Annotated in this window: 25 protein-coding genes; 10 read left to right on the forward strand and 15 right to left on the reverse strand. The window is 60.3% G+C overall.

The window, feature by feature from the left end:
* Positions 1-27 precede the first annotated feature (27 nt).
* Genes DCC27_RS09145 through DCC27_RS09150 form a run of 3 tightly spaced genes read right to left on the reverse strand, consistent with a single transcriptional unit; the run spans position 28 to position 1783 of the window.
* Complete coding sequence (locus tag DCC27_RS09145; protein ID WP_110099280.1) at positions 28-621, reverse strand: aminodeoxychorismate/anthranilate synthase component II; 594 nt, start codon at positions 619-621, stop codon at positions 28-30.
* Positions 621-785 carry a hypothetical protein gene (locus tag DCC27_RS12240; RefSeq protein WP_166769954.1) on the reverse strand — a complete coding sequence of 55 codons (165 nt, stop codon included), beginning with the start codon at positions 783-785 and terminating at the stop codon, positions 621-623. Before DCC27_RS12240 ends, DCC27_RS09145 begins: the two co-directional genes overlap by 1 nt.
* A gap of 11 nt (positions 786-796) precedes the next feature.
* Positions 797-1783 (reverse strand): class E sortase, encoded by a 987-nt coding sequence (locus DCC27_RS09150; RefSeq protein ID WP_110101469.1) that lies wholly within the window; start codon positions 1781-1783, stop codon positions 797-799.
* Positions 1784-1890: 107 nt separating this feature from the next.
* Here DCC27_RS09150 and DCC27_RS12520 point away from each other — a divergent pair, with 107 nt between their 5' ends.
* Complete coding sequence (locus DCC27_RS12520) at positions 1891-2127, forward strand: cell division protein CrgA (protein ID WP_233488049.1); 237 nt, start codon at positions 1891-1893, stop codon at positions 2125-2127.
* Between the two features lie 115 nt (positions 2128-2242).
* On the opposite strand, the gene DCC27_RS09160 is transcribed toward DCC27_RS12520, so the two are convergent.
* Both DCC27_RS09160 and DCC27_RS09165 read right to left on the reverse strand, forming a co-directional pair.
* Entirely contained in the window at positions 2243-3196 is a 954-nt protein-coding gene (locus tag DCC27_RS09160) for a rhomboid family intramembrane serine protease (protein WP_233488047.1), read from the reverse strand.
* Between the two features lie 103 nt (positions 3197-3299).
* A complete protein-coding gene (locus DCC27_RS09165; protein WP_110099277.1) occupies positions 3300-3845 on the reverse strand; it encodes a peptidylprolyl isomerase in 546 nt (181 codons plus the stop codon).
* A gap of 252 nt (positions 3846-4097) precedes the next feature.
* Between DCC27_RS09165 and DCC27_RS09170 the strand changes: the two genes are divergently transcribed.
* Positions 4098-4895, forward strand: coding sequence for a hypothetical protein (locus DCC27_RS09170; protein WP_110110711.1), 798 nt, complete (start codon positions 4098-4100; stop codon positions 4893-4895).
* Positions 4896-4958: 63 nt separating this feature from the next.
* Here the strand turns inward: DCC27_RS09170 and DCC27_RS09175 are convergent, their stop codons facing one another.
* Positions 4959-5882 carry a site-specific DNA-methyltransferase gene (locus tag DCC27_RS09175; protein WP_110101467.1) on the reverse strand — a complete coding sequence of 308 codons (924 nt, stop codon included), beginning with the start codon at positions 5880-5882 and terminating at the stop codon, positions 4959-4961.
* Positions 5883-5970: 88 nt separating this feature from the next.
* Here DCC27_RS09175 and DCC27_RS09180 point away from each other — a divergent pair, with 88 nt between their 5' ends.
* The 6 genes from DCC27_RS09180 (at position 5971) to DCC27_RS09200 (ending at position 10778) form a co-directional block, all read left to right on the forward strand.
* Complete coding sequence (locus DCC27_RS09180; RefSeq protein ID WP_110101497.1) at positions 5971-6294, forward strand: putative quinol monooxygenase; 324 nt, start codon at positions 5971-5973, stop codon at positions 6292-6294.
* A 41-nt stretch (positions 6295-6335) separates the two neighbouring features.
* Positions 6336-6551, forward strand: a complete 216-nt coding sequence (locus tag DCC27_RS12525) for a hypothetical protein (RefSeq protein WP_233242951.1) — start codon at positions 6336-6338, stop codon at positions 6549-6551.
* A gap of 60 nt (positions 6552-6611) precedes the next feature.
* A complete protein-coding gene (locus DCC27_RS09185) occupies positions 6612-8030 on the forward strand; it encodes a phenylacetate--CoA ligase family protein (protein WP_233242950.1) in 1419 nt (472 codons plus the stop codon).
* 276 nt (positions 8031-8306) lie between these two features.
* Positions 8307-8567 carry a hypothetical protein gene (locus DCC27_RS09190; RefSeq protein ID WP_110099204.1) on the forward strand — a complete coding sequence of 87 codons (261 nt, stop codon included), beginning with the start codon at positions 8307-8309 and terminating at the stop codon, positions 8565-8567.
* Positions 8551-9579, forward strand: coding sequence for a hypothetical protein (locus DCC27_RS09195; protein ID WP_110099203.1), 1029 nt, complete (start codon positions 8551-8553; stop codon positions 9577-9579). Before DCC27_RS09190 ends, DCC27_RS09195 begins: the two co-directional genes overlap by 17 nt.
* A 92-nt stretch (positions 9580-9671) precedes the next feature.
* Positions 9672-10778 carry a hypothetical protein gene (locus DCC27_RS09200; protein ID WP_110110712.1) on the forward strand — a complete coding sequence of 369 codons (1107 nt, stop codon included), beginning with the start codon at positions 9672-9674 and terminating at the stop codon, positions 10776-10778.
* A gap of 221 nt (positions 10779-10999) precedes the next feature.
* Here DCC27_RS09200 and DCC27_RS09205 read toward each other — a convergent pair whose 3' ends face one another.
* From DCC27_RS09205 to DCC27_RS09225, 5 genes are all read right to left on the reverse strand, one after another.
* Entirely contained in the window at positions 11000-11800 is an 801-nt protein-coding gene (locus tag DCC27_RS09205; protein ID WP_110101464.1) for an ABC transporter ATP-binding protein, read from the reverse strand.
* On the reverse strand, positions 11797-12867 hold the full coding sequence (locus DCC27_RS09210) for an iron chelate uptake ABC transporter family permease subunit (protein WP_183145630.1): 1071 nt from the start codon (positions 12865-12867) through the stop codon (positions 11797-11799). The genes DCC27_RS09205 and DCC27_RS09210 overlap by 4 nt, the downstream gene beginning before the upstream one ends.
* Complete coding sequence (locus DCC27_RS09215) at positions 12864-13811, reverse strand: iron ABC transporter permease (protein ID WP_233242920.1); 948 nt, start codon at positions 13809-13811, stop codon at positions 12864-12866. Before DCC27_RS09215 ends, DCC27_RS09210 begins: the two co-directional genes overlap by 4 nt.
* 35 nt (positions 13812-13846) lie before the next feature.
* Positions 13847-14905 carry an iron-siderophore ABC transporter substrate-binding protein gene (locus DCC27_RS09220; RefSeq protein ID WP_110101462.1) on the reverse strand — a complete coding sequence of 353 codons (1059 nt, stop codon included), beginning with the start codon at positions 14903-14905 and terminating at the stop codon, positions 13847-13849.
* A 283-nt stretch (positions 14906-15188) separates the two neighbouring features.
* Positions 15189-15398 carry a DUF4282 domain-containing protein gene (locus DCC27_RS09225; RefSeq protein ID WP_158278488.1) on the reverse strand — a complete coding sequence of 70 codons (210 nt, stop codon included), beginning with the start codon at positions 15396-15398 and terminating at the stop codon, positions 15189-15191.
* On the opposite strand from DCC27_RS09225, the gene DCC27_RS09230 reads away from it, so the two are divergent.
* A complete protein-coding gene (locus tag DCC27_RS09230; RefSeq protein WP_110110713.1) occupies positions 15397-15753 on the forward strand; it encodes a hypothetical protein in 357 nt (118 codons plus the stop codon). The genes DCC27_RS09225 and DCC27_RS09230 overlap by 2 nt on opposite strands.
* Before the next feature lie 10 nt (positions 15754-15763).
* Positions 15764-16075, forward strand: a complete 312-nt coding sequence (locus tag DCC27_RS09235; protein ID WP_110101459.1) for a hypothetical protein — start codon at positions 15764-15766, stop codon at positions 16073-16075.
* A gap of 38 nt (positions 16076-16113) precedes the next feature.
* Here the strand turns inward: DCC27_RS09235 and DCC27_RS09240 are convergent, their stop codons facing one another.
* The 4 genes from DCC27_RS09240 to DCC27_RS09255 form a co-directional block, all read right to left on the reverse strand.
* The gene (locus DCC27_RS09240; RefSeq protein WP_110101458.1) at positions 16114-16773 is read right to left on the reverse strand and encodes a hypothetical protein; all 660 of its coding nucleotides are present in this window, start codon (positions 16771-16773) and stop codon (positions 16114-16116) included.
* The gene (locus tag DCC27_RS09245) at positions 16770-17396 is read right to left on the reverse strand and encodes a SatD family protein (RefSeq protein WP_158278489.1); all 627 of its coding nucleotides are present in this window, start codon (positions 17394-17396) and stop codon (positions 16770-16772) included. Before DCC27_RS09245 ends, DCC27_RS09240 begins: the two co-directional genes overlap by 4 nt.
* 17 nt (positions 17397-17413) lie before the next feature.
* Positions 17414-17695, reverse strand: coding sequence for a hypothetical protein (locus DCC27_RS09250; RefSeq protein WP_110099198.1), 282 nt, complete (start codon positions 17693-17695; stop codon positions 17414-17416).
* Between the two features lie 355 nt (positions 17696-18050).
* Entirely contained in the window at positions 18051-18248 is a 198-nt protein-coding gene (locus DCC27_RS09255) for a hypothetical protein (RefSeq protein WP_110099197.1), read from the reverse strand.
* Positions 18249-18304: the final 56 nt, after the last annotated feature.

The following is an 18304-nucleotide window of genomic DNA, read 5'->3' on the forward strand; positions in this document are numbered from 1 at the left end:
CCGCCCGGCAACCCCGGGTAGATGCGGCTAGAGTGTGTTCACCCAGTTGCGGAGCATCTCGTGGCCACCTTCAGTCATCAGTGCCTCGGGGTGGAATTGCACTCCCCAAATCGGCAGGTGGCGATGCGCAAAGGCCATCGGTACCCCATCCGCTGTTGTGGCGGTGACCTCCAAGACGGTCTCATCCACGGTGTCACGTTCGGCTGCCAGGGAGTGGTAACGGGTGGCGGTAAAAGGATTGGGCACCGCCTCAAACATCGGGTGATCGGTGTGGGTCACGCTCGAGTTCTTGCCGTGGAGCTGTTGGGCAGCGCGGGAGATCCGGGCCCCGTACACCTCACCGATAGCCTGGTGCCCCAGACACACACCATATAGTGGCTTGGCCTGCTCAGCGGCCCAGCGAATCAGGTCCATGCTCACCCCCGCCGAGCTGGGATCACCGGGACCCGGGGAGATGAGCACCCCGTCAGCGGCCTGCGCGCGTTCCACGAACTCCTCCCAGCTCAGCGCGTCATTGCGCAACACCTCAACCTCGGCACCGGCATCGCGCAAATAGTTGATCACGGTGAACACGAAGCTATCGTAGTTGTCAATCACCAGAATGCGGGGGGACCTGGAGATCACTGCTCTGTCTCCAGGGTGGCATCGGAGAAGAACCCGAATTCAGACATCCACGGGTAGACGAACTCCATCAGCACAAACACGATCAGGGCAAGCAGGACGAGCACTTCGATCCACTTCAGCCAGGTGGGCCCGGGCAAGATATGGAAAAACCAGGCGTACATGATGTTCTCCTTTACCGTGCAGCAGCCTCAGCTGTTTCGGTTTCACGCTGGGTCTGGGTCGCGTGGTACTTTTCGTAGAGGTTTTCCATGGTCACCGGAGCCAGCTCGTGCATGGTCTCTTCGAGATCAGGATCGATCGTGGTGGCACCGGCGGGCATACTCTCCGCGGCCACCTCGGCGATTTCCTCCGGAGGACCGTCGGCCAGTGGAACGAACTCCACCTTTTCGGCGTGGGTCACCATCCGCTCTCGCGTGGTGTACAGCGGGTGACAGGTGGTAATGGTCAACCACTGGCCCGATGCCGGTCCACCGGGATCCAACGGGTTGGGGTCCAGGACCTCAATGGCGGTGGGAAGCACAATGTGGTTTTGTTTCACCTCGTAAACCCACCAGCCGTTAGCGGTTTGCAGATACATCCGGTCGCCTTCGACCACCTGGTCCATATCCCACAGGATTGAGCCGTGGGTTTGACGGTGCGCAGCCATGGCCAGGTTGCCTTCTTCGCCAGGACGGGGAGAATCCGGGTAGCGCCCCAACACGCCCTGATCGATGACCTCCGGACTAACCCCATCAAGCACCGGTGAGGACCAGTCTGAGCCCAGGCGTGGCACGTAGAGAATGCCCCACGCCTCTGCGCCGTCACCAACCTCGGCCGGCACCGCTGGATCCGGACCATCGCCGGTAAACATCCCGTCGTAGTTGCGTTGGAAGTCGTCGATGACCTGTTGCTGGTGGGCATCAGCCTGCCGATTGGCATCCAGGTTGGTCCAGTACAGTTCCCAGACCACGAATAGCAACAGGAACACCCCGGCGGTCACCAGCAGTTCACCTAAGACACTGACCACTGTGGGTTTGGCTGGACGCAAGGACCGACGCATCTTCTGATAGCTACCCGGGTGATAGTAGCCACCTGAGGGCTGACCGGACACGTCATCGTGGAACCGGCGACCGGGGCGAGGCAATCCGCCTCGGCGGGGGTGTGTGGCGTGTGTGCTCATGTTCTTCTCTCTGACCAGGCGAGCTCAACCAGTAGGTAGAATGTCGTCCTGGACCATTCTATGTCCGACCTACCACACTGTCCGCAATATCCACGTCAGGAAGTCCTGTGACGAACTCAGATCCAACTCGCCGTGAAGTGCTCGGAGAAGACATCGAACCTGATCCGCTACCGGTTTGGTACAAGGTGATCATGTTCGGACTGATGATCATCGGTCTGATCTGGATTATCGTGTATTACCTATCCGGAGCCACGCTGCCGATCCAATCCATCGGCGCCTGGAATATCGTGGTGGGCTTTGGGATCGCCATTATCGGTTTTTTGATGACCACGCGCTGGCGCTAAACCCACCGGTCGTTATCCACAGTGTGGATAGCATCTGTGGAGAATCACAGGATTGTAATTACACAGCTGGTATTTACTCCACATCGGTGGACAACCCTGTGGATAAATTCGCTCGTTACAATGTGATGGACAGTGCGCCGACCCAGGTCAGCACCACCAGCACCACGAAGACCGCGGCAATGGCCAGCCAGGTGCCCAGCTGAGCCACCGCGGTCGCGGATAGACCGCCGGAAACGTTTGGCAAGGTGGGGTCAGCCATGCGCTTGCTGAAGAGTTGGTGCAGACCCAGCATCAGTCCGGCGGTAAGACCCCCGGTGATGAGTCCACCAATGTGGCCCTGCCAGGAGATATTGCTACCCACGAAGGAAATCACCAGGTTCAACACGATCAACGCGGTGATCGAAGCCAGCTGTCCTCCGGACTGGCGTAGCAGAATGAACATGGCGGCAAACAGGCCGTAGACCGCACCGGAGGCACCGACAACTGGAACATGAGGTTCAGAGAGAAACAGCACGGCCACCGAGCCGCCGAAAGCGGACAGTAAGTACAGACCCAGGAACCGTACCCGGCCCAGGGCCGGTTCCAGCGCGCGTCCCATCATGTAGAGCACCAGCATATTCATCAGCAGGTGTACCGGGTTGGCGAGGGAGTGCACAAAGGCCGAGGTGATCATGCGCCAGGGCTCAAAGGGGAGCCAAGGGTATTCCAGTGCTACCGCCGAGGTATACACGCCGGCATATTGGAATAACTGAGTCACGCCCTGCGGTTGCGCGACAGTCACCCACTGCAGGATATAGACCACCACACACAGTCCCATCAGACAATACGTCACCCAAGGCGTATCACTGCGCCGAGTGGTGCGGGCACCCTGGTTCTGATGCACGCAATCGGCGCACAACACGCCCACCTCGGTGGGTTGTTGGCATTCGCCGCAGGCCGGTCGGCCACAATTCTTACAGCGGACATAACTGACCCGGTCCGGGTGCCGGTGGCAGACCGGTTGTGGTTCGGAGGCAGAAGAGCCGGGCGAGGCACCATATTCCGGCGGGTTCGAATCTGAGGTGGTCATACCGGGAGTCCTTGGGTGGGGTCGTTGTGGTCACAGCACAACACCGCCGATTCCACCATCAGCGCGGAACCGGCGGTGTAAGCTCATCAGTGATCGGCTGGATTTAGAGCTCGGTGATCTCGATCGAGGAAATCACCACATCATCAACCGGCTTGTCGTTCCTGCCGGTGGGTACTGCGTTGAGTTGGTCGACAACCTGCTGGGAGGTGGGATCGGTGACTTCACCGAAGATGGTGTGCTTGCCCTGCAGCCAGGTGGTCGGCACTGAGGTGATGAAGAACTGGGAGCCGTTGGTGCCCTTGCCGTTACGGATACCGGCGTTGGCCATCGCCAGCTGATAAGGCTCGTTGAAGGTCAGTTCGGGGTGAATCTCATCGTCGAACTCGTAACCGGGACCACCGATCCCCTGACCCAGCGGGTCCCCACCCTGGATCATGAAGTCCTTGATGATCCGGTGGAAGATGGTTCCGTTGTACAGCGGGGTACCAGATTTGGTCTCACCACTGGCCGGGTCGGTCCACTCCTGCTCGCCGGTGGCCAGGCCCACGAAGTTCTTCACGGTCTTTGGAGCGTGGTTACCGAACAGCTCGACCACGATATCGCCGAGATTGGTATGGATGGTCGCTTGGTGCGTTGCAATTGAACTCATGGTTTCTATTCTTTCATGACCGAGGGATTTCGGGGCGATATCCGCGGTGAGAAAAACCCGGTTTACGATCCAGCCGTACTGGAGCACATTCACACCCGGCTAACACACCGCAGTCAGAGTATCCTGTTTCCTGTTGTCATTCATGACTTGTCGCGACATCTTTCGTGGCCACGCACTCACACAATAGAAGACTGCGAGATTCCCGCGTAGGCTAGGGATGAAGCTAGTGTCCCTAATGGAGGCGAGACCACGATGTCGAAACGTTCTACTCAAAAAGCCGCACGTCAGGCCGAGAAGAAGCTGAAGAAGGCTTCTGGGTCGGTCCAGTCGACTTTGGCCGATAACTTCGAAAACGCCAAAGAGTGGGCGGCTCCAAAGGTGGAGAACGCCCTGAACTGGGCGGGAGAAACCTTCCAGGACGGCGTGGAGAAAGCCACCCCGCTGGTTCAGCGTGGTGTGGATAAAGTCTCCGAGGCTCTTGAGGCCGCTCGGACCAAGGTTGTCGAAGACTACGCACCAGCTGCCACCGAACAGCTGGCTCAGGCTGCCGAGAAAACCGCGAACGCCGTATCCGACCACGATGTTCCGGCACCGGTGCAGAACGTGCTGGAAACCGTCACCGGCGATAAGAAGGCCTCGAAGAAACTGAAGAAGGCGCTGGAGAAATACACCAAGTCTGCCGAGAAGACACTGCAGAAGCAGCATAAGGAGGCCAAAAAGGAAGCCAAGAAGTCCAAGGCTGGTAACAAAGTCTGGATCTTCGTGGGTCTGGCCGTGGCCGCCTCGGGTGCTGCTTTCGCCATCTACCGCTTGACCAAGCCTGTCGAGGATCCCTGGAAGAACCCGACCCCACAGCCGATCGCTCAGGGCACTCCCGCTACTCCGGGCGCACAGCGCTCCGGGCGGAACGCCGAGCAGAAGCCGGCCGCTCAGCCGGCTGTCACGTCGGAGACCGGCTCGAACGAGCAGGATCAGAACACCACCGACGTGACGATCGATACCTCCGCGTCCTCCCAGCCCTCCGGCGCTCACGCCGCCGAGAAGAAGTAACACTCACGGCGCAGTAAGTACCTAACCCCACAGTGGGGGCTATGCTCCACCCCCACTGTGGGGTTAACGGCCGGATGTCGCCAATGGTTGATAGGTCTCCAACCCGTCCGGCATGGACCGCAGATACGCGACCTTGAGATCGGGGAGTCGGTGCTGGTAACGCTGATGCATCACGCTGATAGCATCGGGGTTTTGATCAATCATCACGAAATGACGTCCTAAGCGTCCGGCCACGGCACCGGTGGTGCCGGACCCGGCAAAGAAATCCAGCACAGTATCTCCGGGTGCTGAGGAGGCCTGAACGATCCGGCGGAGGATGCCTTCTGGCTTTTGGGTGGCGTAGCCGGTTTTTTCTTTCCCCGTCGGAGAGACAATAGTGTGCCACCACACGTCAGTGGGTAATTTACCTCGTGCTGCTTTTTCAGCGGTCACCAGTCCCGGGGCCATATAGGGTTCCCGGTCCACCTCTGCACTGTTGAAGTAGTACTGCTGGGGGTCTTTGACGTAGACCAGAATCGTGTCGTGTTTGGCCGGCCATTTCTTCTTACTGCGGGCACCGTAGTCATAGGCCCAGATGATCTCATTGAGAAAACAGTCCCGCCCGAACAGAGCATCCAGCAGCACCTTGGCGTAGTGGGCCTCACGGTAGTCGAGGTGCAGGTAGAACGTACCGGTGGGTTTCAACAAGCGCCAAGCCTGTTCCAGCCGGGGCACCAGGAATTCCCAATAGTCCTCAAACTGATCGTTATAGGCATACAGGTGACCCTTGATGGTCTGGTAACGAGCGCCTTTAAATCCTCGGCGGGTGCCCTCAGCCGACCGCGTGGTGGCCATATTCTGCCGGACTTGGCGTTTTCCGGTGTTAAAGGGTGGATCGATATAGATCAGATCGATTGATGCATCGGCCAGTCTTTGCAGTAGCCCCAAATTATCCCCCAGAATCACGGCGTGAGGATGCTGTAGGGAGAACCGGTCGGCGTTTGTCATGCCTCCAACTCTAACGGCGCCGGCTGTAGCCTAGAGACAACTGTCACGTTAGCTGGCGTGTTTATCGCGTCCGAAAGGAGCCATGGTCATGTACTTCATTGTGGTCCGTCACGAAGTCAAGCCTGAGTCTGTTGAGAAGTGGCCTGACATTGTGCAGGAGTTCACCGAGTCCACGCGCGCCGAAGAAGGGAACCTCTTCTTCTTCTGGTCCAAATCATTGGAGGCCGATAACGAGTTCATCCTCATCGAAGGGTTCACCGACGACGGTGCGGCCCCACATGTGAACAGTGAGCACTTTGCCAAGGGGCTGGAGACGATGCGTCCGCATCTGCTGTCGACTCCGAAAATTATCTCCCGCCAGGTTGAGGGCAACGGTTGGGACGAGATGGCTGAGCAAAAGATCGAGGGCTAACCTCTTGTCCGGTTACTGGCCGGAAACGTAAGCTGTGCCACATGAGCAGATCGAGTCTGCGTCGGGCTCTGCGCAAAGCCTCCCGACGCCTGCGCGGAACCGGTACCCGCTCGACGGTCACCCGTGACGACGACGAGCTATTGCCGTTGCCGATCAAGTCGGCCCCGATCAATATTGCCCGGCAAATCGCGTTGCGCGCTGCTAATGTTGGGCTCACCTCGCTGTACAGCATTTACCGGCTGGACCCGGCCCTGTAGCGGCTGACCGCCAAGAACTATCATCCTTGTCTGGAACGGTTCGCCAAGCTCAACGCCTGGATGATCTGCCAGCATGCCTCCCTGGACGTACCGGCCTACCAGGATTATTTGGTCCGCAACGACTATGAATTCAGCTGGTGGGATCTGGCCTCGTATCCGCCTACCTCCAAAGACGACTATGTCAGGGCCTATGGTGAAGCCAGTCGGTGCTGGGACGGTGAAATCGAGGTGGCCGGCACCGTCGTCGATGAGTCCTCAGGTTCTACGGGGACCCCGTTCAACTGGATGCGGTCCAAGGACGAAACCGCAACGGTACATAAGAATGTCGCCGGCTATGTGACCATGCTCTTTGGTGGCAAGAACTTGTTCTGCATTAATGCGTTCTCGATGGGTGCCTGGGCGACCGGGACCAATACCGGTCAGGCCATGGCCAAAATTGCGATGGTGAAGAACACCGGCCCGGACCTGGAGAAGATCCTGGATACCCTGCGCCACTTCGGACCACGATTCACCTACCTGATCAGCGCCTATCCACCGTTTTTGAAGCATCTGAAAGATCTCCTCGATGAGTGCGGAGACGAATTCGCCGAGTACACCATCAACGGGTTCGTTGGTGGCGAGGCCATGACCGAAGGGCTCCGGGATTACGTACTGGGCACCTTCGACCGGGTCTATTCCGGCTATGGTGCCTCCGATCTGACCATCGGCATGGGTGGCGAGACCGATCTGAGCATCACCTTGCGCAAAGAGTTGATCGCTAATCCCGCCTTCCGCACCGCGCTGTTGGGCCAGAACGAGACCAGAACCCCCATGATTTTCCAGTACAACCCGCTGGAAACCTATATGGAGACCACCGACGAGGGTGAATTGATGGTCACCATCAATTCCTCGGCGGTGATGAGCCCGCGGTTGCGGTACAACATTGGCGACGAGGCGCGGATCCTGTCCTTCCCCGAGATGGTGCAGATCACCAGCGCCTTCCCGCAACTGGTCTCCCGGCTCAAGGAGGCTTACCGGAATCAGCAGATGAAATTGCCGTTCCTGCTGCTGTTCGGGCGGAAAGACTCCACGATCTCCTATATGGGCGCCAATATTTATCCGCTCGATGTGCAAAACGGGCTGTATCGAGACCCCGAGGCGGCCAAGGTGATCGATTCTTTCCAGATTGAGCTGATGGAAATCGGCGATTTCGAGCACCGGCCCCGCATGCACATTCAGCTCCGCGATCCCGAGACCTACCCGGCCGCCCGGTTGGACCAGGTCGCCAAAGATCAGCTGGCCGATCAGCTCTCCGAGCAGGTGTTGGACCACCTGGCTTCGGTCTCTCGCGATGTAGCGGTGTCGTTGACCGAGGATGCCTCGGCGGCAGAAATCCGGGTGGTGGTCCACGACTTTGGGACCGGCCCCTTCAGCGACCCGAACACCAAGATCAAGAACGTCTACCTGACCCGAACCCAGCACGACGAGAGACAAAGCTAATGCGCACTCGAGATTTTTCAGCCTGCAAAGCCCCCAAGCCCGGACCGGTTGCCTGTTTCTCGGTCAGAATGAGTACCGCAATGTCGCTGCCTTGATCCAACAAATTCTGGTCTGGCCGCCCCTGGGACGTCGACTGCGCAATGCGCCGGGCTATTTGTGGCACCGTAGCTATTTCGAGTTCCCGCTACGTATCGGTCTGGTGGTGGCCTTCGAGTCCCGGTCGGCCCTGATGGACACTCCGGCCACCTACCCAGCGGTCCCAACGCTAATCCGGTGGTGGGCGGATTCATTCGGATTCTTGAGGCCGACGACATCGGATACGCCAATGGCACCTGGTCGGCCGAGCATGACCAGCTGCAGGTACTGACCGAGTGGTCCCGCCCGGCCCCCGGGGAGACCCCACCACCGGTGCTGTCTCGGGCTGCCCGCGCCACCATTCAGGGCGTGGGGATCGCGACTTCCCTGGCCAAAGCCCTGGTGGGCTCCGGGGTCGACACCATTCAGCGCCTGCGGGACCGCCGTGACGCTACGGTGTGAAGAGCTACTCACCCCGCACCGGGAGCTGAATCAGCTGGTCGCCGACCCTCCCGTCGGTGCCGGCTGGCGAGACAAGATGGTGCCCGTCCTCGCCGATGACCTGCGCGCCTGGCTCACCGGACACCACCCCGAGGTGGATTGGTGCCGGATGCTGGTCGTCCGAGAGGACACCACCGGCCAGATCCACGCCCACGCCACCATGCACGCCTCACACACCGTGGATGCCAAGCTGAGCGGTTCGGGCTTGCTGAGTGGTGGACCGGCCCTATATTTCGGGGCGCTACTGTACCGGAACCGAGCAGCACTCCGAGCGCTGCTGACCGGGATCCACGCCCGGGCAGAACAGCAGGGTTTCCGCCAGATTTTTGGGCCGGTCAGCCTACTGCCGAACCAGACCGGCGGGGCCGTGCTCTCTGGATTTGAGCACCCTGGTTTCTTCGACTCGACCTACAACGACCCCGTCCTAGTGGATGTGGCCGAAGAGTTCGGTTACACCACGGTGTATCCGGCTGCCACCTGGGAACTTCCGGTCGCAACCATCCCGGACCAGTACCGAACCCCGCCCACGGTCGAGGAGTACCGGCGGGCCGGAGTGCGCCCGCGGAAAGTCACCCGCTGGAATCTACGGGGCCGATCCGGTGTGGTAGAACACCTGCGGGCCGGGCACAATGCGGCCTTTGCCCAGCTTCCCTACTACACTCAGATCTCCCCGGCCCAAATGAGGGCTCAGGCGGCCGGCTTAGAAGTACTGATGGATCCCCGGCTCGTTGTGATCCTCGACCACGACCTGTCCCCGTCCGCATCAACAGGCCCGGCCAGTTTTGCGCTGGTGGTCCCCGATCCGGTGAGTATCCTGCGCTCCCATAACGGCCGTCTGGGCCCTCGCCAGCTGGCCGAGCTAGCCGGAGAGAAACTCCGCCCGGTTCCACACCGCACCAGTTCGTTGCGCGATGCCGTGTTGATCACCCAGGGCACCGACCGCAGCTTCAGGGACGGGGACTGCTCTCCTTAGTCTCCCGCCAGTTATTTGCCCAGCTCTCCGCTGCCGGCTACCGCACCCTGCGGGTCACCGATATCGGTGAGGATAACCCGGCGTCGGCCGAGGTGTTCCGCCGGGCCGGTGGCTACCGACTCCACGGCATCGGTTTCCTCACCACCTCGGTACAGGCCATCACCCAGCCCGACAGCTCCGGCTGGGCCGATCGACTCCAGGGCTGGATTCAGATCGCTGGTCGGGCCCCCTCAGCCCACAACACACAGCCCTGGAACCCCCTTGTTGACGCCCCCAAGAAAATCATCAACCTGGGCGTCCACCCGGAACGGCGCTTAATCTACGGTGACCCCACCGACCGAGACCTCTATCTTGCTCTGGGCTGCTGGATTGAATCCCTGAAAATTGCAGCCAGCCAGGACAGTGAGAACCCACACCGGCTCAGCATCGAATCTGTCACTGGCTCGGGCGCCAACACCAGCATCCGGCTCCGGCTACAACCCCTCGCCGCACCGACCGATGACTTCAGTGCCGAGGATGTGCTCTCCCGTCGGGTCTATCGTGGCATGCTGACACCAGCGTCGGATGTTGTGGCCACGGCGCTCGCTGAATTCCCCCAGGCGGTCGAATTCACCGACCCCCGCATCAGCGACCTGGAAACCATCGCCTCGAGACATTTGAGCTCCTCGCCCGAGCTGATCCGCGAACTCACCGGATGGTTACGCCTGGATCCGCACCATCCGCGGCGTCACCTCGACGGGCTCGACGGCGGTTGCCTGCTGCTACCACCGGCAGTGCAACGCCTGGCCCGGGTGGCACGCACTCCACTCGCCGACATCCTGGCGACACCGCTCTCGGCCACCTCCCGGATGCTAGCTAGGGTTCACACCCGCTTCAGGTCCCCCGGCACATCCACCGCGGAACATCACACCCAAACCCGTGGCACACCCGTGCTGTTTTCTGCCCCCGCCGAGAGTCCCGCCCAGATCATCGACGCCGGCAGAACCTTGCACAGGTTGTGGTTACGGTTGCACCAGCTCGGGTTATCCGTGGCACCGGCCACCGAAATGATTGACGCACCGGCCACCGCGTCCTATCTCCACCGCTGGGTCACATCCCACGATCAACAATCCCAGCACAACCACCGACCACTGTCCTATTTCCGGGTGGGAGTTCCCGCATCCACGCCGCCACGTTCCGCACGGATGACCGGACGCTAGAGGAACCGGTTTCAACAAACTTGGACACCTCCCTACCCGATTGGCTGCATCGCTTACGCGCCATCGACGTGCCCGGCCTCATCACCCCGCGACATACCCCACCCTGGTGATCCAACACCAGTGACGCAAATCGCCCGACGATATTGTCGATCTCCTCGAGGACCACCGCCGGCACGCCCGGAGGAAGTGCTGACATTACCCTGCCAATGACCCTTGCGAGGCTAAGGAGCCAGCGGCACCACCATGGGGCTACCGGATTGCGGATCGGGGAAAATCTCGCACTCCAAGTCGAAGACTTCATGCACCAATGCGGCGGTGAGCACATTGTGGGGTGCCCCGGTTGCGACAATGTTCCCGCCGGCTAAGACCACCAGCTGATCGGCGTAGCGGGCGGCTTGATTCAGGTCGTGAAGCACTGCCACCACACTGCGACGTTCATCGCGCATTCGGCGACAGATCGTCAAGACCTCGATCTGGTGGGCTAGATCCAGGAAGGACGTCGGCTCATCGAGGAGCACGTACTCGGTGTCCTGGGCGAGAATCATTGCGATCCAGGCACGCTGACGCTGGCCTCCAGACAGTCCTGCGACCGGCTGGTCGGCCAGGGCAGTCACGTCGGTGGCGGCCATAGCCGTTGCAATCTTTCCGTCGTCACCGGCCACCCATTGGCGCAGTGCCGAATGGTAGGGGTGGCGTCCTCGAGCGACCAGCCCACGGACCGTGACCCCATCGGGGACCACCGGATCTTGTGGAAGTAATGCCACACGACGGGCAATCTGTTTAGAGCGGTACCGGTCCAAGGGGCGCCCATCCAGGCTCACGTGACCGGCGGAGGGGGTCAGGGTCCGGGCCAAGGTTTTCACTAACGTGGATTTGCCACAGCCATTGGGCCCTACGATCGCGGTGAATTGTCCGGCAGGAACCTGGAAGTCCAGATTCTCTAAAACCGGTGGCTTCCCGCCATAGCCCACCGTGATGCCCGTGGCCTGTAATGATGCCTCTGCTAGCGATGAGGTGCTCATCGAGTGGACCTCCTCCACGTACTGATCAGCAAGTATCCCAAATACACCCCGCCGACACCGGTGGTGATCACCCCCACCGGGAGCCCGTCAAATAGCGGGACGTGTTGAACCAAGAAGTCAGCGGCCAACATTATCAGTGCACCCACCAGGGCGGACAGAAACAGGTGGGGGCCCGGGGTGCGCGTGGCTTGGCGTGCAATATGTGGCGCCGATAGCGCCACGAAGGCAATCGGTCCGGACACAGAGACCGCCATGGCGGCCAAGATGACCGCAAGCACAATCGCCCAGGCGCGCGTGCTGGTAGCCGAGCTACCCAACGTATCGGCCAGTTCATCGCCCATATCCATCGGAGTCAGGTGGTGGCTGAGGGCGATGACCGCCGGGATCAGCACCAGCAGGGCGATGCCGATGGTCGTGGCGTGTTCCATATTTCGTGCCCCCAGTGACCCAGCAAGGTAGGCGGCGAGCTGGGAGGCAGAATCCCGCACATCCACAGCCACCACGTAGTGGGTGATCGACAGCGACATCGCGGCCACACCGATTCCGGTCACGATGACCCGAGAGGGGGAGGCAAAGCCCAAGCCGGTAGAAATCCACACCAGTCCGACCGCGACGGCCGCGCCGATGAGAGAACCCACCGATGCGGAAACCATCCCGGGAAAGAACATGGTCGCCACCGCCACTCCAGCACCAGCTCCAGCGCTCAACCCGATCACATCGGGGCTACCCAGCGGATTACGGGTGACCGTTTGGAACAGCGCCCCGGCGAGTCCTAAAGCAATACCGACGCCGATAGCGACTAATACCCGGGGGCCACGGAGGCGTTCAAGCACAAAGATCGTGCTGGGTTCAGCCTCCCCTCTCAGCAGCGCGCTCAGTTCGGCCGGCCCAAGCCCCATCGGCCCCCAAGCCACAATGCCCGTTGCCAAGACCAGAATAACCAGAATCGACACCACGGCCAGTACAGCGCTCCGGGGGCTGTAGGGAATGGCCACAATGTTGCCGAGGGTCAACATGTTCTCGCCACGTCGTAGCGTGGGGCGTGAACGGGATGGTGCGGTGGTCATACTGCCACCTTTCCGCGGCGTACCGCCACCAAGAGAAAGGGAGCACCCAGAAAGGCGGTCACGACACCGACCATGAGTTCTTCGGGCCGGGTGATCACCCGAGCCACGACGTCGGAGGCCAATAACAGGGAGGCTCCCAGCAGAATGGCAACGGGTACCTGCTGCCGAAAGTCACCACCAACCAAGGACCGCACCAGGTGCGGGGCTGCCAACCCGATGAATGCGATAGGTCCCACCGCCGCGGTGGCGGCTGCTGCCAACAGCGTGGCCGCCAGAATTCCTCCGGCACGGATGGCAACGACTGGGGCCCCCAGCGACACCGCCACCTCATCACCCAAGGCCAGGGTGTTCAGCCCCGGGGCAAGGATCACGGCCAAGAGCAGTCCAAGGATCACCGCGGGCAGTACGGCCCACAGGGTTTCGAATTGGGCTCCAGCCAAGGAACCAACTACCCAGTGCCGGTAGGAGTCGAAAACCTGTGGCCGCGTGAGCACCATGGCTTGAATATAGGCGGTCAGCACCGCCGAGACCACGGCCCCCGCTAGAATGAGGGGCACCACCGATTGGCTTCCGGACGACCGGCTGAGGACGTAGACCAAGACCACCACGACGATGGCCCCGGGTAATGCGACCAGCACCGTGGCGGGCCCGACCGTAGCGGAGAACCCGAAGAACGCAACCGCGGTGACCACAGCGGCTGAGGCCCCCGTGGTCACACCCAGCAGACCGGGTTCACCCAGTGGGTTACGCGTGAGACCTTGGATAATCACACCCGAAACGGCCAGGGAGGCACCGACGGTGGCACCGACCACGGTGCGTGGCCAGCGAGCTGCCAGAACCTGTTGTAAGTGGGCGTCACCGCCACCGCGCAACACGTCAATTACCTCGCGGAGGTCATTCTCCCGAGACCCGTAGGCGATTGATGCGGCACTGGCTAGCAGCAAAAAGAATAGGCACAGAACAGGTGCGATCCAGGCTTTCACTCGGCGTCGTCAGCGGAGCCTTCACCCTCCACATTCTCGACCGCTTCATCGATCATCGGCTCGTAACGGTCCAACACCCAGGGCACCGTCAGCGGGCTAATGATGGAGGATGCGGTTACAAAGGATTGGTCGGTCGGTGCTACCACGGCACCGTTGTCGATCGCCGGAATTGAGGCGTAGAGGTCCTGTCCTTCCGTCTCTTCGCGATTGTCCTCATCGGAATACCAGGTGAAGATCAGATCGGAGTCATTGAGCATATCAGCGTTTTCGAGTCCGATCATTGCCGAGTCGGTCCCTTCGACCTCGAATTCCTTCATGTCCTCAACTGCCGGATCCACTTGCAACCCGAGCTTGCTCACCATCTGGACGCGCTGCTCTCCGGGGAAGAACACGCCGAGCGTTCCTGGTCCATCGTTGTAAATATAAGAGAACGTGTAGTCAGACCATTCCTCGTGACTATAGTCTTCGAATTCCTGCTCGATCTGATCAATCAGCTCCGGGGCCCGTTCTTTTTCGCCCAGTGCGGTAGAGACGGTCTCAATCTGTTCTTCCCAGGTGATGGTCCAGGGCAACTCCGGATAAGCTACCGTCGGTGCGATATCGTCGAGCAGGTCGTACTGCTCCTGGGTAATACCTGACCACGGTGCGAGGATGACGTCGGGTTCAAGATCAACAATGGCTTCGATATCAAGTTCTGTACCGCCGGTGAACTGTTCGGGCAATTCATCACCGACCTCTTCCACGGCTTCATGGATCCAGGGCAAGTAGCCGGTGTCATCAGCACCCCATGGGTATTCCTCAATACCCACCGGGGTCACACCTAGGGCAATGGCCGTCTCCGTCGAGCCCTGACCAAGGGTCACGACGCGCTCGGGCTTGTCCTCAATAATTGCGGTACCCAGGGCATGTTCAATCTCCACGGTTTCGAATGCACCGTTGTCCTCTGCCTGGTCATCTGGCCCGTTCTCACCACCGCAAGCGCTGAGTGTCAGAGCTAAAACAGCAGTTCCTGCCACAACAGTTATTCCGTGTCGGGTCTTCTGCCAATGATTCATGAAATCCCTTTCTAGGTAGTCAAGGCCAAACAGCGCTTGCTGAGGACACCTCATCGAGCCCACGGTGTGTATCTACTCGACCTTAAAGTTTAGGGTACACTTACTTTGTTATGCAACATCAATTGGATGTTAGAAAGGTCGGCAGAACTCAAGCTGGCGACGATGTCGATCTGCACTCACAGCCACGACCATCACACACATCAAAGCGGCGATCACCACACGGGCGATCGCCTCTTAAAAACAGCCGGATTAGCTGTGAAACTCAGTTGCGCTGCGCAAGCTCCTAACGCAGCACCTGAATTTCCTGGCGAGTACCAGCGGTATTCTGCACGGTGCGAATCGTCGCGATGAATAGCTCCAGCACCACACGGAACAACACGAGCTGAATGACGGGAAAGATCCACCCAAACAGCAACCACAATATCCCGAACGGCGCGGCATCTGTCCCCATCATGCTAAATGCTGGCACCAGCCAGCCAAAGATCAGCGACATGGCGACCAGAACGATCATCAAAATTAAAGATAAACTTCGTGAATTTGATGGTTACAAAGCTATCGACCGACATATCAAACAGAAAGGCAAAGACGCCTCTGTCTTCCACGGACGTTCGCGAGTTAGGGGGCTTAGGGCCGGACTGGCCCGGGGTGGACTGGTGGGCCGCCCCCTGCGGGTCACCTATATCGGTGAGGATAACCCGGCGTCGGCCGAGGTGTTCCGTCGGGCCGGTGGCTACCGACTCCACGGCATCGGTTTCCTCACCACCTCGGTACAGGCCGTCGCCCAGCCCGACAGCTCCGGCTGGGCCGATCGGGTCCGGAGCCGAAACCCAGATTCTGTTGGCGTGTGAACCCACTGGCGTGGCCGAACCGGGGGAATTCACCGGCTGGTTACGCCTGGATCCCCATCACCCGCGACGCTACCTTGACGGGCTCGACGGCACCTGTCTCATGCTACCCGAACCGATACAACGGATTGCCCGACTGCTACGCACTCGCTGGGCGGATTCACTGGCCCCGGCGGTGGCAACCCTGAGTCGAGCCACCGCGCATCTGCCCCGTTGCGCCGGGAAACCTCAAGCCGGTACCCCGGTTCTGTTCTGCGATCCCGCGCAAACCCCCGCCGAGATCATCGTGGCCGGCCGGAGACTGATGCGCCTGACCGGGCGGTGACCGGCCCGCCCGGACTGAGGGAACACGACAGATGGGGCCTAGAGAACGAGCGTGGCAGCCGCGAGCGCTCCGGCCAGACCCCAGCTCGTCAAGGACCCGATGAGAAATTCTTCCGCCCGGGCCCCGATCCGACGATCGGCGGAAATTTCGGGAAAGCGCACAATCCCTTTGGCGGCAATCAGGGCTGCCACAATGCCTTGGGCACCCGTCAAGGCCAGCACATAAATGATGATCCGTTCCAACGGACCGATGATACGACCACCTCGCAGTGAGGAGGCTGTGGAGCCTTCCTCCTCCGGGGGCCGGTGTTGGCCGGGCATCTCGTGACGCCCGGTAAGTTCCAAAACACTGCGCACCACTTCATTGCCGGTACTGGATAAGAACACCAACGATCCGGTCGCCATAACGATCGGGCTGGGCTCGTGATCTCCAGTCGCCCACGTGACACCGAAAACCACGGCCAGTAGCACGACCAGCACTGGACCACGCCAGATCAGGTGGCGTTGGCTAGCCACCATCCAGACGAGAGCGAGCACGACCGCCACGGCTGCGTGCCACCAGTGGGTCACGACCGTGGCACCAATGAGGGTCAGTAGCCACCACACCGTCGCGATCAGCCACCGGGCCGGCATCCGGCGGATGAACACGGCCAGTAGATCACTGACCCCGATGACTAGCAGGGCACAACCAAACATCATGATGTCTCCCCCGCCAACTCGCGATCTAACCGTAACAGCATAGCTGCCCCAGACCGATGCACGGCTTTGGAAACTGCCGCCTGGCTGATTCCTTCGGACTGGGCGATCTCCCGTTGGGTCACCCCGTGCAATAAGGCTCCGGCCATGCGACGTTCGCGGGACTTGAACCGGGCCAGTACCTGGTCAACGGCCAGAAATTGAGCGTTAACCGCCGCCGCCAGGTCGGCATCCTCCCCGCGCAGGCGGTGTCTGACGGCAGGTAAGGATTGCTGGAGCACCTCGGCTTCGTTAAGGGCTTCCCGGGCTGCGATCCAGCCGGGCCCGTCATGAATTGGCCCGGTGACGCTACGAGCAATCGTCGTGATACGTCCCATGCCCACTCCAGCACGTACCTGGACCTCTGCCGGCAAGAAAAGATGCACACGGTACAGGCTTCGCACCGCGTCCTGCCACGAGAAGTAGACCGCTTGGAACTCGTCGCCCACTGTGGCCCAGGCCGGATGGTCGGGCACAATCTGCTCTTCGATACGGGCAAAAGCATCCATGATCACAGAATGGGCCACGACACGATCGGGAAGATCACGGGACCCCACGATGTCGAAAATCACGGGAACGCTCGTCATGTATATAACCATAACAGTTATATAGAGGCTAGTATAACTATTTTTGAGGTGAACTTCTCGGTGCGTTCTGCGATCGGGCGCGGGTCAGGGAAGATCTCACACTCGGGGCCAAAGACCCGGTGGACCAACTCTGCGGTGAGGAGCAGGGCGGCGGGATCTTCGGCAATGAGTTTGCCATGACCGAGAAGCACCGCGGGCAGTATCGCCCAGTGGGTGTCAAACCATGCTCCGGCCAGGCTCAGCGGTACGACCGATTCGCTACCGGAGGACCGACTTAGCACCGAGACCAGGATCACCACGGCGATGGCACCGAGTAATGCGAAGAAGGCAGTAGCCGTTTACCACCGCGACGCAGGCCCCGGTGGGCATCCGGGGTAGCCCTGGCCCTTCCAGCGGGTTGCGGGTCAGCTCCTGGATAAACAGCCAGAGTAGCACCGACCACTGCCCCGACCAGGGCGGGTGGCCAGCGGGCTGCCAGCACCTGCTGTCAGGAGGCGTCGTCGCCACCGCGCAGGACAGGTGCGAACTAGTGTTTTACTCGGCGTGGTCCGCGGAGCCTTCGCCCTCAGCATTCTGGACGGTCTCATCGATCATGGGTCTCGTATCGGTCCAGCACCCAGGGCACAGTTAATGGGCTCATAATGGAGGATGCGGTCACCAAAGACTGGTCGGTGCCACCACAACACCGTTGTCAATTGCCAGAATCGAAGCGTAGAGATCTTGGCCTTCGATCACTTTCCGGTTTTCCTTATCGTCATACCAGATAAAACTCAGATCGGGATTCTTGAGCATATCGATGTTCTCGAGTCCGATCAGCGCCGAGTCTACGGTCAAACCGAATTTGCTCTCCATCGGGACGCGCTACTCTCCAGGAAAGAGCAGGCCCGGTGTGCCTGGTCCCTTCTGGT

It is taken from the genome of Auritidibacter sp. NML130574 (assembly GCF_003185725.2).
Lineage (GTDB): Bacteria > Actinomycetota > Actinomycetes > Actinomycetales > Micrococcaceae > Auritidibacter > Auritidibacter ignavus.

Bases quoted from the DNA above. Each gene is read 5' to 3' on its own strand.
- DCC27_RS12240 (WP_166769954.1), bottom strand. From the start codon at position 785: ATGTACGCCTGGTTTTTCCATATCTTGCCCGGGCCCACCTGGCTGAAG.
- DCC27_RS09150 (WP_110101469.1), bottom strand. From the start codon at position 1,783: ATGAGCACACACGCCACACACCCCCGCCGAGGCGGATTGCCTCGCCCC.
- DCC27_RS09160 (WP_233488047.1), bottom strand. From the start codon at position 3,196: ATGACCACCTCAGATTCGAACCCGCCGGAATATGGTGCCTCGCCCGGC.
- DCC27_RS09165 (WP_110099277.1), bottom strand. From the start codon at position 3,845: ATGAGTTCAATTGCAACGCACCAAGCGACCATCCATACCAATCTCGGC.
- DCC27_RS09170 (WP_110110711.1), top strand. From the start codon at position 4,098: ATGTCGAAACGTTCTACTCAAAAAGCCGCACGTCAGGCCGAGAAGAAG.
- DCC27_RS09175 (WP_110101467.1), bottom strand. From the start codon at position 5,882: ATGACAAACGCCGACCGGTTCTCCCTACAGCATCCTCACGCCGTGATT.
- DCC27_RS09180 (WP_110101497.1), top strand. From the start codon at position 5,971: ATGTACTTCATTGTGGTCCGTCACGAAGTCAAGCCTGAGTCTGTTGAG.
- DCC27_RS12525 (WP_233242951.1), top strand. From the start codon at position 6,336: ATGAGCAGATCGAGTCTGCGTCGGGCTCTGCGCAAAGCCTCCCGACGC.
- DCC27_RS09185 (WP_233242950.1), top strand. From the start codon at position 6,612: ATGATCTGCCAGCATGCCTCCCTGGACGTACCGGCCTACCAGGATTAT.
- DCC27_RS09205 (WP_110101464.1), bottom strand. From the start codon at position 11,800: ATGAGCACCTCATCGCTAGCAGAGGCATCATTACAGGCCACGGGCATC.
- DCC27_RS09210 (WP_183145630.1), bottom strand. From the start codon at position 12,867: ATGACCACCGCACCATCCCGTTCACGCCCCACGCTACGACGTGGCGAG.
- DCC27_RS09220 (WP_110101462.1), bottom strand. From the start codon at position 14,905: ATGAATCATTGGCAGAAGACCCGACACGGAATAACTGTTGTGGCAGGA.
- DCC27_RS09230 (WP_110110713.1), top strand. From the start codon at position 15,397: ATGGCGACCAGAACGATCATCAAAATTAAAGATAAACTTCGTGAATTT.
- DCC27_RS09225 (WP_158278488.1), bottom strand. From the start codon at position 15,398: ATGTCGCTGATCTTTGGCTGGCTGGTGCCAGCATTTAGCATGATGGGG.
- DCC27_RS09240 (WP_110101458.1), bottom strand. From the start codon at position 16,773: ATGATGTTTGGTTGTGCCCTGCTAGTCATCGGGGTCAGTGATCTACTG.
- DCC27_RS09245 (WP_158278489.1), bottom strand. From the start codon at position 17,396: ATGACGAGCGTTCCCGTGATTTTCGACATCGTGGGGTCCCGTGATCTT.
- DCC27_RS09255 (WP_110099197.1), bottom strand. From the start codon at position 18,248: ATGGAGAGCAAATTCGGTTTGACCGTAGACTCGGCGCTGATCGGACTC.